The organism is Pseudoalteromonas sp. SR43-2, assembly GCF_014163885.1.
GTDB classification, from domain to species: Bacteria; Pseudomonadota; Gammaproteobacteria; order Enterobacterales; family Alteromonadaceae; genus Pseudoalteromonas; species Pseudoalteromonas distincta.
Genome location: NZ_JACJED010000018.1, coordinates 38,384 through 51,422, shown reverse-complemented (window position 1 = coordinate 51,422; position 13,039 = coordinate 38,384). Strand labels below are relative to the sequence as shown.

11 protein-coding genes are annotated in these 13,039 nt (G+C 37.7%); 4 read left to right on the top strand and 7 right to left on the bottom strand.

The genetic code is table 11. The annotated features are described in order from the left end of the window. The first annotated feature begins 44 nt into the window (after nt 1–44). From H5120_RS14895 to H5120_RS14885, 3 genes are read left to right on the top strand one after another with little or no spacing between them, the layout of a single operon-like run. Nucleotides 45–611 carry an RNA polymerase sigma factor gene (locus tag H5120_RS14895; RefSeq protein ID WP_002961494.1) on the top strand — a complete coding sequence of 189 codons (567 nt, stop codon included), beginning with the start codon at nt 45–47 and terminating at the stop codon, nt 609–611. After that, nucleotides 608–1,687: a FecR family protein gene (locus H5120_RS14890; protein ID WP_182675359.1), complete on the top strand. Its 1,080-nt coding sequence runs from the start codon at nt 608–610 to the stop codon at nt 1,685–1,687. The genes H5120_RS14895 and H5120_RS14890 overlap by 4 nt, the downstream gene beginning before the upstream one ends. Nucleotides 1,688–1,696: 9 nt before the next feature. Continuing rightward, complete coding sequence (locus H5120_RS14885; protein ID WP_182675357.1) at nt 1,697–4,732, top strand: TonB-dependent siderophore receptor; 3,036 nt, start codon at nt 1,697–1,699, stop codon at nt 4,730–4,732. Nucleotides 4,733–4,805: 73 nt separating this feature from the next. Here the strand turns inward: H5120_RS14885 and H5120_RS14880 are convergent, their stop codons facing one another. The 7 genes from H5120_RS14880 to H5120_RS14850 form a co-directional block, all read right to left on the bottom strand. Beyond that, on the bottom strand, nt 4,806–5,198 hold the full coding sequence (locus H5120_RS14880) for a biopolymer transporter ExbD (RefSeq protein WP_182675355.1): 393 nt from the start codon (nt 5,196–5,198) through the stop codon (nt 4,806–4,808). A gap of 314 nt (nt 5,199–5,512) precedes the next feature. After that, nucleotides 5,513–5,956 carry a PA2169 family four-helix-bundle protein gene (locus H5120_RS14875; RefSeq protein ID WP_024594386.1) on the bottom strand — a complete coding sequence of 148 codons (444 nt, stop codon included), beginning with the start codon at nt 5,954–5,956 and terminating at the stop codon, nt 5,513–5,515. A gap of 177 nt (nt 5,957–6,133) precedes the next feature. Continuing rightward, entirely contained in the window at nt 6,134–7,072 is a 939-nt protein-coding gene (locus H5120_RS14870) for a LysR family transcriptional regulator (protein WP_002961484.1), read from the bottom strand. Nucleotides 7,073–7,091: 19 nt separating this feature from the next. Next, on the bottom strand, nt 7,092–8,810 hold the full coding sequence (gene aceK, locus H5120_RS14865; RefSeq protein WP_182675353.1) for a bifunctional isocitrate dehydrogenase kinase/phosphatase: 1,719 nt from the start codon (nt 8,808–8,810) through the stop codon (nt 7,092–7,094). Nucleotides 8,811–8,913: 103 nt separating this feature from the next. Then, nucleotides 8,914–9,393: a DUF4124 domain-containing protein gene (locus tag H5120_RS14860; RefSeq protein WP_182675351.1), complete on the bottom strand. Its 480-nt coding sequence runs from the start codon at nt 9,391–9,393 to the stop codon at nt 8,914–8,916. Between the two features lie 86 nt (nt 9,394–9,479). Continuing rightward, nucleotides 9,480–10,976, bottom strand: a complete 1,497-nt coding sequence (locus H5120_RS14855) for a DUF3413 domain-containing protein (protein ID WP_182675348.1) — start codon at nt 10,974–10,976, stop codon at nt 9,480–9,482. 5 nt (nt 10,977–10,981) lie between these two features. Beyond that, the gene (locus H5120_RS14850) at nt 10,982–11,194 is read right to left on the bottom strand and encodes a DUF1414 domain-containing protein (protein WP_002961475.1); all 213 of its coding nucleotides are present in this window, start codon (nt 11,192–11,194) and stop codon (nt 10,982–10,984) included. Between the two features lie 62 nt (nt 11,195–11,256). Between H5120_RS14850 and yejK the strand changes: the two genes are divergently transcribed. Beyond that, nucleotides 11,257–12,273 carry a nucleoid-associated protein YejK gene (gene yejK / locus H5120_RS14845; RefSeq protein ID WP_182675346.1) on the top strand — a complete coding sequence of 339 codons (1,017 nt, stop codon included), beginning with the start codon at nt 11,257–11,259 and terminating at the stop codon, nt 12,271–12,273. Nucleotides 12,274–13,039 lie beyond the last annotated feature (766 nt).

Genomic DNA, 13,039 nt, shown 5'->3' with positions numbered 1-13,039 from the left:
CAACACGCCCTAATAATAAAAATAACAACAGGTGGATGTTAAGGATGACGAAAAAAGTAAAGTTCACGTCAACATTTGTTGATATTTCTAAACAGCTCAAACGTTTTGTATCGCGCATTGTTCAACCCGACGATGTAGAAGATATTGTGCAAGAAACTTTTGTAAAAAGCTATGAAGCTGATTTAAAACAAGACATCCAGTTTACCCGCAGTTATATGCTAAAAACAGCAAAACATCTAGCACTTAACCATATAGCTAAGTGGGACAACAAATTTAATGATTCGTTAGAAAACGATAACGAATTGCCCGTATTACTCAAATCAATGAAGCTCGAAGACGAATACACATCTAAAGAGCGTTTTTTACTTTTTTGTAGAGCTACTGAGCAACTAAGCTCATCGATTCGTAAATGCTTTATATTAAAAAAAGTTTACGGTATGAGCCAAAAAGAGATAGCAGACCAAATGCAGTTAAGCCAAAGCACTGTTGAAAAACACATTGCCAAAGGATTGTTACAAACCATGTTATACATGCGTGAACATGAGCAAAGCCCTCAAACGAACCCTAAAGCTCAGGCACATCCTATATCAGTTAAGAGGGTCGCAGAATGAGTAATGTTCATCAATTTAATTCAAAAGATTTAATCTTAGAAAAGTCATGTGATTGGATAAGCGCGATTGATCGTGGTTTAACTGATGATGAAAAAGAGCAATTTAAATTATGGATGATGCAAAGCACCGCACATCAAGAGTCTATATACGAGCTTGCTCAGCTTTGGGATGAGCTTTCAGTATTAAACGAATTAAGTCATTTATTTCCTCAGCGCAACAATACTAAAACATCAAAAAACAAGTGGATGTTTTCTTACTCAATTGCAGCGAGTTTGTTTGCAGCGTTAATGGTATGCAGCTACTTATTAATTAACTTAGAAAATGGCTACAACCAAGAGCTTGCAAAAGTTAATTACACTAAAATTTACAAAACAAAAGTAGGTGAGCAAGCAACGTATGTATTGCCAGACGGCACCATAGTGCAGCTTAATACTAATAGCTTACTAGAAGTTGCTTATAGTAAAGGCCGCAGGCAGTTATTACTTAGTCGTGGGGAAGGGCGCTTTAATGTAGCAAAAGATGCCACGCGTCCGTTTAGTGTTATGGCTGGCGATAAAAGTTTTACCGCGTTAGGCACGGTATTTAATGTACAACGCAATACATCATCAGATTTAGAGCTGGTGGTTACTGAAGGCAAAGTGATGATCACTGACCCAAGTGTAGCGGTTGATGCAAATGACTTTAAAGATTATCAACTTGCAGATAATAGCACGCAAAAAATTCGTCAAATTAATGCCAATATTGTTACCTCAGGCGAAAAAGCAGTTATTGAGCAAAGTGTTACAAAGCCAATTACGCAGCTTTCAATGAACGACGTACAACGCGATTTGGCATGGCAAAACGGGATGCTTATTTTTAATGGAGAAGAGCTGAGCGATGCTTTAAATGAAGTAAGCCGCTATACAGCCACACGTTTTGAGCTTTCATCAGCTGAGCTTGCCAGTATTAAAGTGGCTGGAGTATTTAAAGCCGGTGACGTCGAAGGTTTACTAGAAAGTTTACAAACTAACTTTTCGATTGATCATGAGCGTTTAGGTGAGCATGTAGTAACGCTAAAACACCATACAGAATCATAAGTAGACGTTATGCAAATCAAACTAATGTTAGATAAAGTTGCATCAATAAAGATTGAACGTAAAAAAAACATTAAAAAAAAGAAACAAACCCATAGAGGATTTTTGTTTGTCAGCTGTTTATATAAGTTGCGCAGTAACCAAACGCATTTATTGAGTGGATTTAGTGTGCTTGCACCGGCTATTTTTAGTTTAAGTGTACAAGCAGCAACACAAACCACTGGGCAAATGGTGCAATTTGATATAAAAGCGCAGCGAGCAGACAAAGCCTTAATTGAATATGCTAAACAAACAGAGCAAACCGTGGTGTTTTCTTATGAGTTGGCAAAGCAGTATGACGCAAATTCAGTTTATGGATTTTACACTCAGCTAGATGCCCTAGAGGCATTATTAGGTGGGACTGAGCTCGATGCGGTTGTTGATCAAAATGGTTTACTGAGTATAAAACTCAAACAAATCAACAGGAATGATAACAACATGATGAAGCTTTCAGCGGTCAGTGCAGCAGTATTACCAGCTTTACTTGCAGTAAATTCGCAAGGTGTAAACGCAGCAGAAGAAGTCGCTCAAGAAAAAATTGAAAAAATTGCTATTGTCGGTAGCCGTGTAGCAGGACGTTCAGTTGAAGATTTACCCGTTCCAGTAGATATCCTAAGTGCAGAAGCGCTTGAAAATACAGGCCAAACAGAAGTTGGTCGTATGCTACAGTCTATCGCCCCTTCATTTAACTTTTCAAGCTCTGCAATTAGTGATGGTACTGATGCTTTAAGACCTGCGACACTTCGCGGTTTGGGCCCTGATCAAACATTGGTGTTAATTAACGGCAAACGTCGTCATCAAGCAAGTATTATTCATATTAATGGCTCTGTTGGGCGTGGTACCGCAGGTACTGACATGAATGCAATTCCAGCCTCTGCAATTAAACGCATTGAAGTATTACGTGATGGCGCTGCTGCTCAGTATGGTTCTGATGCAATTGCAGGTGTTATTAATATTGTGCTTAAAGATGGTAGCGAAGGTGGTAAAGCGGCTATTAACTACGGTCAATATTCTGAAGGCGATGGCGAAACCATTAACCTTGATTTTAATAAAGGCTTTGCGCTAGGTGATGACGGTTATTTAAATACAACTATCAATTACCGTGACCGTGCACCGACTAACCGTGCCGGTTTACATGGCTCTTGTCAGTTTTATGGTTGTACAGAACTAAGTGACGGCACTTTACTTGCTGGCGATCCGCGTGAGCTGACAGCCGATCGTGATACCTTTAGAATTGGTGATGCTGATTCTCAGCAGTTTGGTTTAACAATTAATACCGGTTACGAGTTAGGTGATGGCGAGCTTTACGGCTTTATTACTTACTCAACACGCGAAAATGAGTCGGCTGCATTTTTCCGTCATAATGCAAATGCAGGCGGTAACCCAGTACTACAAGATAACGATGCAACGATTCCGCTAGGTTTCTTACCAAAAATCAACACAACTATCGACGATATCTCGTACAACTTTGGTTATAAAACTGAATTTGATAACGATGCAAGCCTTGATTTATCTTACACCTATGGTGAGAACAGCATTGATTACACTACAAGTGACACTATCAATGCCTCATACGCTAACTTTTTACGTTATGACCAAGGCTTAAGTGCAGCTGATATTCGTACAACTATTCCACGTGAAGCGTACGCTTACGGCATGGAATTATCACTGCAAACAATCAATATTGATTTTACGCAAAACTTTGATGATTATTCGTTAGCAATGGGTGCTGAAATACGTACTGATGAATACCGTATTTTAGAAGGTAATGAATATGCGTACCGCGATTACGATACATTAAATGGTGTAAGTATTTACAGCGGTTTAAGTGGCGGTGTTGGCTCTGAAGATGCATCGGGTGGTTCACAAGGTTTTGGTGGTTCATCACCTGCGTCTTCAGTGGATGAGTCACGTGATGTAATTTCATTTTACGTAGATGCAGAATCTTATGTAATTGAAGATGTGATTTTATCTGGTGCACTTCGCTACGATAACTACAAAGGTTTTGGCGATACAGTAAACTTTAAACTTGCTGGTAACTGGTCTATTACCGACGATATTTCATTACGTGGTGCATTAAGCTCAGGATTTAGAGCGCCTTCAATGCAGCAGCTTTACTTTAATAACGTAAGCACACAATTTGTTGTTGATACTAATGGGAATTTAGTTGCAGAAGAAGTTGGTACATTTAGAAATGATTCAACACTTGCGCAAAGTTTAGGTATTCCAAAACTTAAAGAAGAAAAATCACAAAACCGTAGTTTAGGTATTGTGTATAACGTTACCGATAATATTAATGTAACCGTTGATTACTACTCGATTGATATTGACGACCGTATTGTAATTAGTGATCGCTTAGGTAAAGGGTTATCTACAAGCCTTGATGCAGCACTAAATAGTGCAGGTGCTGGCGTAGGGCAGTTTTTCTTAAATGGTGCTGATACAGAAACACGTGGTGTTGATTTTGTAGCAACGTGGAACACTGAAGGTTTAGGCGGCACACTTGATTTTACACTTGCAGCTAACTTTACCAAAACAGATGTTGTATCGTTGTTCTCTCCTGCTGGCTCAAGCCTTGAGACAGTAAAAGTAGAAGATATATTCTCAGCTGAAGACATCTCTATTATAGAAGAGTGGCAACCAGAGGACCGTATTAACTTAAGTGCGCTTTATCAACGTGATGATTGGACTGTTAACCTCTCACTTAATCGTTTTGGTGAATACACAGTAGAAGATGGTGGTCGTCAAACGTATGGCGCAGAAATTTTAACTGACGTTAAAGTTAACTACTTCGTTACTGAAGACTTATCAGTAAATATTGGTGCAAATAACTTGTTCGATGTTTACCCAGATAAAAATGAAATAGGTAACTCTCGCTCAGGTACTATTGTAGATGCTAATGGTAATACCGTAATTAGCAGCTCAGGTGTGTTTGACTACTCACGTCGTTCGGCTCCGTTTGGATTTAACGGTGCTTACTACTACGTAGGTGCAGAATACCGTTTTTAATTACTAACCTCCCTTTTGTTATTTAACTCAAAGGGCCGTAAGGCCCTTTTTTTGGTTTTAGCTTGGGCTGATTTTATTTAGAAATCAAACTTATTGGATAATCATCGTATTGCTTAATATTATTCATTACATTCATTAAAGTATTATGTGTACTGTTTTCGTCTGCGGTTATAAGTACCGAACTTATTTCATATTCAGCCGCGAACATAGCTAAATTAGTCGCAACTTGCTCTAAATCAATTAACCTCCCAGAAAAATATACTCCGTTACTTTCATCAATTCTAAATAAAGCATTTTTAACAGGCTTATCTATTTGAGGGCTGTCGAGTGGTCGGTTTAATTCAATAGCCACAGGTTTTACAAAAGATGTAGTTACAATAAAGAAAATTAGTAATATGAACACTATGTCTAACATCGGGGTCATATCTACATCGGCATTATTTTGTAGTTTGGTTAGTTTTTTCATATTGGACCTTATTTTTAATTAAATGCTGCGGCGCCACAGCAAGGTTTTAGGTACCTATTAACAAAATTAGCACAGCAAAGATAAAGCGTGGTTAAATAAACATTCTAATAACATTAAATATTTGTACTAATTATGTTTTTAAAATGTGGTGAAATAAGGTGGTGTTTATACCGATCTGCTTAAATATGGGATCTATTTAGCATCGTTATAGTGTAATTCAATTCGTTAAATTGCTTTAAAAACTATGCAGATTGGTATTAGAGGCAATAAAAAACCCAGCTCGAGGCTGGGTTCTAGTTATGCGCTATGTCAGCTTAATGCTTTTGCATACGGCTCATTTCTGCATGGCAGCTTTGCATTGTTAATAATGTTTTAGCCAGTGCAGCTTCGCAATCAGCCGGTTGTGGTTTATCCATAGCGGCTTTAATTTCTACAAGCGTTTTATCTTCTACTTCTTCAAGCTCTTTTACATACGTGCTGTCGTTATGTGAGGTGAATGTAGTAAGTAAGGCTGTGTATGCACGTCGTGCTTCAACTGCGAAAGATGAACCATCTTCGCGTTCGCCTTTTTCATTAATTGCATATGGCTGCAAGCGCTCAACACTCACTTTTCGGGCATCTATCATACGCTGAAAAAGTGCGCCAATAGCAGGGTCTTCAACTTTTTCCTGTGCTTTTTGATAAAAGTCGATGCCGCTGTTCATAACTTGAATGATGTCAGTAATATGATTTACTTCTGATCCTTGATGGGTGTTCATAATGACCTCTTTAATTAAATGAATGTATAGTTCAATTTAATAAAAGCAATGTATGTTCCACGTTTTTATTTTTATGTAGTTGTTTGATTTTATTAGTTTAATTGTGTTTCAGAAAGGGGCTAAGTTAATGAGGAAAGTATTAACTTAGCAATTTTTACATTATATTGTGTAATAAAGTTATTTTAGCTCTTCAGCTACTTCAGCTACTTTTTGGCGTAACCAGATATGGCTCGCATCGCGATGTAACAGTGGGCTCCAAATCATATCAAGCTCAAAAGGAGGAATTGGAAACGGTGGCTCTAAAATTTTAAGCCCCGGATCATCTAAATATATATTTGCGGCTTTTGAAGGAAGGGTCGCAATCAAATTTTTCTCTTTAGCTAAATGAATCGCTACATGGTAGTTACGCGTAAAAGTGGCAATGTTACGATGTTTACCAAAGTGGGCAAGTGCTTCGTCAACCCAACCAAGTTTTTGCACATCTTTAGGGTCCATGCCCACACCTACACCAAAACCTGTTTTACTCACCCATATATGGCGCGCTTTTAAGTAGCTGTCGAGGCTAAAGTTTTCAATAATAGGGTTGTCGGCCTTAACTAAGCAGCAAAAACTGTCTTTCCAAATACGTTTATGATGAAAAGACTGAGGTAAGTTTTCAAAACGGTTGATTGCCATATCTACTTTACCGTTTTCTACATCATGAAAGGTGACATCACTTGGTGTGAGTATATCTAAAGTAGTATCGGGGGCTTCTTCGTGTAGTTTACTTAATAGCTTTGGCGCTAACGTACTTGCAGCGTAATCACTGGCCATTATTCTAAACACACGCTTACTTTGGCTTGCCTCAAATTCTCGATTAGGTGCTAGAGTTTCTTCAAGGGTCATTAAAATGCCACGAATAACGGGTTGTAACTCCAAAGCACGCTCGGTAGGTACCATACCATCGCTGGTACGAACTAAAATAGGGTCGTTAAATAAGTTACGAAGACGTTTAAGGCCATTACTCATTGCAGGTTGCGTTATACTCAATTGATTAGCAGCGCGTGTTACGTTGCATTCTCGAAGCAATGTATCGAGGTAAACGAGTAAATTTAAATCTATTTTACTTATATTCATTGTGTGTGTCCTTTAGCGCTTACCAGTGGTGAATAAAGCGCTGTGCTGTCGGGTATGGGTAAATATGACTTACCTGACCATTTTTTATATTTTGTTGTGCCTGCTTCCAAAAGCTAACATCTATAAGCTCTGGATGAGTGCTGAGGAAAAACTTTTTATACATAGGGTTTGGCATTACAAATGTACAAAGCTGCTCAGGAAATACATCCTGTGGTGCAACAGAGTAACTTTGTTCATCCATTAAATAGTCGTCATAGCTCTTTGCTTTTGGTAATGCTCTAAAGTTCATATCGGTTAGATATTGGACTTCATCGTAATCGTAAAAAATAATACGTTTGTGCTTACTTACACCAAAGTTTTTTAAGAGCATATCACCAGGGAATATATTAACAGCAATCATTTCTTTTAGGGCTTGCCCATATTCTTCAATCGCATCGGCGACACTTTCTTCATCAGCATTTTCTAAAAACAAGTTAAGAGGTGTCATTCGCCGCTCAATATACAAGTGCTTGATGATCAACCAATCGCCCTCAATTACCATTGATGAGCCAATTGTTTTATGTAATTGCGCAAGTAAATTACTATCAAAACGCGCTAAAGGAAATACGACGTTAGAATATTCTATGGTATCGGCCATTCTGCCAACGCGATCATGGTTTTTTACTAGTTGATAGCGCTTTAATACGGTATCACGGCCAAAGGGTTTACTCTCACCAAATTTGTCTTTTATTACTTTAAAAACATAGCCAAATGAGGGGAGGGTAAATACCATCATCACCATACCGGGAGTCCCCGGTGCAATTGTAAACTCATCACCAGAGTGAGATAAGTGATTTAAAAACTCTCGGTAAAACTCAGTTTTCCCCTGTTTATGAAAACCCACTGCATTATAGAGCTCAGCAAGTGTTTTGTTTGGCATAAGTTGATTTAAAAATCGAACAAGTGCTGAAGGTGCGTGAGTCTCTACCATAAAGTAGGCGCGGGCAAAGCCAAAAATAACACGCATTTGAGATGACTTAGTTAAAAGTGCATCTAAATATAATCCGTTATCTTCATCGTGTAATACAGCGATTATAAAGGGCTGAACCCCACTTTTTGAAACAACACGACCAACAATATAGGCTGCTTTATTACGATAAAAAGGTGTGTGTAAAATATCAAAGCGCATTTGCCAAGGTTGGTGATGTGTATCGGGGGCTTGTTTATAAAAAGCTTTAACAAGGAGGCGAATATCACGCTCTAAATTTACAAATGGGGCCTTAAAATCAAAATGACTAATAATGCGTTTTATTGTTGGTTTGAGGCCATCAACTACAGGAAAGTATGTTCTATATTCTGCTTCTACAGGCACTGAAGGAGCATCTTTTAAGGTTGCTTCTACAAATATAAAGTCATTATGAAAATAGCGCCTATGGTACAGCCGGCAAAATACAGAGTTATAAAAAGTTTCTGCGAGCTCTGCTTGGGGATGAAAACATAAAAAATGCTGATATACCTTTTTAACTTCAAGCCATAGGCTTTCATCGAGTTGTTCGGTTGGGGTTTCTTTTTTTAGCGCTTGCGTGGTTTCGTTAACACGATCATCATAATAGCTGATACGCAAACGGCTGATATCATTAATTGCTTGCCAATCTTTTTTTGCAAAGGCAAGAGGGGCTTTGGCTGTTGTCTTTTGAAATAACTGATAGTGCCTTTTAAAACCCGTTAAAATTAATTCAGCAATATGGCGAGGTTGCATTTGCACTCCTTAAAAGTCCCTAGAGTTTATACTCTATTGTGTTAAGGGTATGTTATTTTAGGTTTAAAACCAAGATAAATGTTACTTACTAACTAAGAGTAACTTATTGGAATTGAGCTATCTTTTTTTCGAGAATTTTAATTTTTTTAGTCACAGCCGATACGTTTTTCTTATATGTTTTATTGATTATTTTTAGTTTTTTAGTAATGTCTTTAGTAATACGCTTTTTATCATCAATGGCTAAAATATGATTTAACCGCTCTTGTTGTTTGTATTCAGCACGCTCTTTATTACGATCAAGTATTGTTAGTTTATTGTTATTACTGCGAAGCTCTGCCTGTAAGCCAGATAGAAGCCTTTCACGCTCAAGTTCGTTTAGTTGTTTAGTGTAGTCAACCTTAGGACCAGAATACTGATTACCCGTTGTGTTAACTTTATAAGTCGTTGCTTCGTCGTCACACGGCAGTTGAGAAAAGACAGTGCCTTTTTCTGTTACACATTTGTAGTAAGTGGTATCGCTGAAGCTAAAAAAACTGATAAGTAAAAAGCTAGAATGGAGAATATAACGAGAAGTTTTAAACATACATGTCATCCTTGGTTTTTATATCTAACAACAATATAAAACTATAACCTAGCTTGGTGGTATATCAAGCTAGGTTAGGATAACTGTTATTGGGTAAAGGTTTTGAGCTTTTTAATACTCTGTACTAAAAATGGTATATCTAAACCTTGTTCAATAGAAAAACCTTCAGCGGCGGAAATGTTTTTAAAGTTACCATCTGAATCTATTAAGGTAATCCTATCTTTTTTATAGGCTATAACAACACCCTGAGAGTAGTTCACGCCCATATCGTCTTTTTTCTTGTATAGATTAACGCCTAGCATTGTTTGCTTGGCAATAGCTTTGCAATTTAAATATTGCCCAACGCTTGTTGCAATTAAATCGCTAGGTTGAATTAACCCATCTACTTTAGAAATACGTTTGTCAGAGCTGTATAAAGTTGAGGTGGTTACTACTTCTTGCTTGTTATTGGCAAGACTAAAAGCAAAAACCTGTGTTTCATCATCTCGAACAGTAGGGGTATCACTCGCTTTAATTACTCGAATAGCACTAGAGCTATGTGCTTGATCATTAATAAAGCTTAGTTCTTCAATGCCATTTACTTCAATGCTACGGCGCTGACTTTGCCAAACAGGGAGTGTTTGCTCGGTTAAAATTGCTGCTTTATAAAAAGCGGGTAAACCATAAACTAAGCTAAATAGCGTATCGTCATGATTTGTTGGCTGTAAAAACTGCTCTGTTTTATGCATGTTTTTATTCTCGGCAACAAATTTTTCGAGTTGTTGTTGAGTTTCAAATACAAATATATCTACATTAGCTTGTGTGTAGTCCTCGCATTTTTCAAGCGGGCTTGGCATTTGATAACTAATATTTTGGTTATTAATTTTTACGTTGTGTGCTTGCTCGTAGCTTTCTATATCTAGCAGATCATTTTTAGCTAACAAGCTTTTAGCAGTAGTAGGGTATGAAAGTGGCAAAACATTATCTTGTTTTGTTACGTCAAAGTTTAAATTGGCGTCAGCCCAAATATGAATACTGTGGCTAAGCGAAAAACACACGATTAAAAAAGAAATTGCGTAACGTGCAAATTTATATTGCTTTAAACGCTCAAGGTGGTGCCATGTGTAATTACTAACAAGTAGCTGAAAGCCTAAAATAACAACAACAATACCACTGGCTAAAATTGTTGTTAAAGCAGGAGAGCTTGTTAAACGATGCCACAACAATGAAATGATTTCAGGTAAGGCAGATATACTTAGGTGATAACCTAAATTAACATACACATAAGCATCAAGAGTAAGCAATGATGCGCCTACAGTGGCTATTACAGCGGCCATGCCACGAATGTGTCGTGGGTAGGGGAATATTAAACTAAGCGGAAATACCGTCAGCACAAACGCTAAAAAGGCTATAAAACTAGTGTGGCTTAGCCAAGTAACTAGCATATAGGTAATGCCTAAAAAGCTTGTAGGTGGCGAGTCTGCAAATAAATAGCTTAAGCTAATAAGTAGGGCTAAGCCGATATTGGCAAAGGTAAACCAATGCCCCCAACTTAGCAGCTGACTCGCTTTTGATGAAAATTGATTGTGCTGCGATAAATTCATAAATTTTACTTAACCGACTGCGCGAGCGCTTTTGCAAAGTTCTCGGTTACAGCTTGTCTTTTCCCTGTTGGTACATGCTCTTTTAAGATATGCGTGATAGAATTTCCTAAACACATGAGACTTAAATCAACCGGCGCATTGTGTTTAGTTAGCACATCAATAAGCTGATCGACGATTTGTTCTACTTCTTCATTAGAGTATTTTGATAAGATTGGCATTAGTTGGTTCAATAAAATAGTTATATTCTCGTATTTTAACACTAGAGGCGTGAAAAACAAAGATGACAACAGACGTTAAAAAATTAGTCGTTCACTATGTAGACAAAAAAGACGACGATACGCAAATTCACCTTCGAAATGATGAGATGGTAATTAACGATAAAGTAGCCGTTTTTATCGAACAATTACATCATGCATACAATGGTAAACCTGGTAAAGGTTATTGTACTTTCAGTGGTGACAAAAACAGTGTTGTAGCATCTGCAATGCAAAGTTACCGTAACGATGAGTTAGGCTTTTGGCATATGACCGAGCAAGCCTCAACGGTTTTAAAAGAAGAGCTTGATAAGTATGCATTTAGTGAAACAGGCTATTTAGTATTTTGTCATTACCAGTACGTTGCAACTGATTACATGCTAATTGCGATGATTAACATCAAAGAGCATTATTCTATGACCTCAGAGCTTGATTTAGCCGCTTCTCGTCATTTAGACATATCACGCATGCAACTTGCTGCTCGTATCGATTTAACAGCGTGGGATACACAAGCTGACGACAACCGTTATATTTCATTTATCAAAGGGCGAGCTGGACGTAAAGTTGCTGACTTTTTCTTAGACTTTTTAGGTTGTGAAGAGGGTATTGATTCAAAACAGCAAAGCCAAGTAATGCTCAGCGCAGTAGAGGATTATTTATCTGAGCAACAATTTGATAAATCAGAAAAAGACGATTTACGTAAACAAGTTTTTGACTACTGTAATGACTGTGTGACAACTGGTGAAGATGCCAGCGTAAGCGAGCTATCTGCAACGCTTACAAAAGGCGATGACAGCCCGTTTGATAGTTTTTGTAAAGAGCAAAGTTACGATTTAGAAGAAACTTTCCCTGTTGATAAGAAAACCGTAACCAGCATGGTTAAGTTCTCAGGTCTTGGTGGTGGTGTGAGTGTAAGCTTTGAACGTAAACACTTAGGTGAGCGCGTAACTTACAACGAGGCAACTGACACACTTGTAATTAAAGGTATTCCGCCAAACTTAAAAGATCAGTTACAACGTTTTATGGAAAGTGAAAGCGAGTAAATTTAACAAGTTAAGTTAAAAATCTGATTTAAGAGCGCGGTATCTATATCGCGCTTTTTTGTATCGGTATATAAATTCGTTGCATCGGAAAAAAACCTTAAAGATTTATTTCACATAGAGAAGTGAAAGAGGAGTAAATGAGAAAACACAAGCGATGGTTTACTAGCGGGGCTTTTTATAGTTAGCAAGACTTAGACTTATTACTACCTCTAAAAGCGCAGCGTCTCTTAACCTCTTTGTGAAAAAATTACTTTTTACGGGCTTTGTGCCCGTCACGCTAACAAGTTGTGCGTCTACAGGTTAATTTTATTCATTGTGTTAAATTTTGGCTGTAGTAGTGAAGCTTGCTTACACGAGAAGCAACGCTTCTGTTTATTTAATTTATTTGCTAACAAAACCACTAAAAGATCTATTTCACAAAGAGAAGTGAAAGAGAAGTAAATGAGAAAACACAAGTCTTGCTTTATTGACAGGCTTAGCCTTATTACTACCTCTAAAAGCGCAGCGTCTCTTAACCTCTTTGTGAAAAAATTACTTTTTACGGGCTTTGAGCCCGTCACGCCAACAAGTTGTGCGTCTACAGGTTAATCTTATTCGGTTTTAAATTTCGGCTGAAGTAGTGAAGCTTGCTTACACGAGAAGCACCGCTTCTGTTTATTTAATTTCTTTGCTAACAAAACCACTAAAAGATCTATTTCACATAGAGAAGTGAAAGAGGAGTAAATGAGAAAACACAAGTCGTGCTTTATTAACAAGACTTAGCCTT

What these genes read in the sequence shown, in the direction of transcription:
- H5120_RS14860 (WP_182675351.1), bottom strand. Translation starts at nt 9,393, where the DNA reads ATGTTTAAAACTTCTCGTTATATTCTCCATTCTAGCTTTTTACTTATC.
- H5120_RS14870 (WP_002961484.1), bottom strand. Translation starts at nt 7,072, where the DNA reads ATGAATATAAGTAAAATAGATTTAAATTTACTCGTTTACCTCGATACA.
- H5120_RS14895 (WP_002961494.1), top strand. Translation starts at nt 45, where the DNA reads ATGACGAAAAAAGTAAAGTTCACGTCAACATTTGTTGATATTTCTAAA.
- H5120_RS14880 (WP_182675355.1), bottom strand. Translation starts at nt 5,198, where the DNA reads ATGAAAAAACTAACCAAACTACAAAATAATGCCGATGTAGATATGACC.
- yejK (WP_182675346.1), top strand. Translation starts at nt 11,257, where the DNA reads ATGACAACAGACGTTAAAAAATTAGTCGTTCACTATGTAGACAAAAAA.
- H5120_RS14850 (WP_002961475.1), bottom strand. Translation starts at nt 11,194, where the DNA reads ATGCCAATCTTATCAAAATACTCTAATGAAGAAGTAGAACAAATCGTC.
- H5120_RS14885 (WP_182675357.1), top strand. Translation starts at nt 1,697, where the DNA reads ATGCAAATCAAACTAATGTTAGATAAAGTTGCATCAATAAAGATTGAA.
- H5120_RS14875 (WP_024594386.1), bottom strand. Translation starts at nt 5,956, where the DNA reads ATGAACACCCATCAAGGATCAGAAGTAAATCATATTACTGACATCATT.
- aceK (WP_182675353.1), bottom strand. Translation starts at nt 8,810, where the DNA reads ATGCAACCTCGCCATATTGCTGAATTAATTTTAACGGGTTTTAAAAGG.
- H5120_RS14855 (WP_182675348.1), bottom strand. Translation starts at nt 10,976, where the DNA reads ATGAATTTATCGCAGCACAATCAATTTTCATCAAAAGCGAGTCAGCTG.
- H5120_RS14890 (WP_182675359.1), top strand. Translation starts at nt 608, where the DNA reads ATGAGTAATGTTCATCAATTTAATTCAAAAGATTTAATCTTAGAAAAG.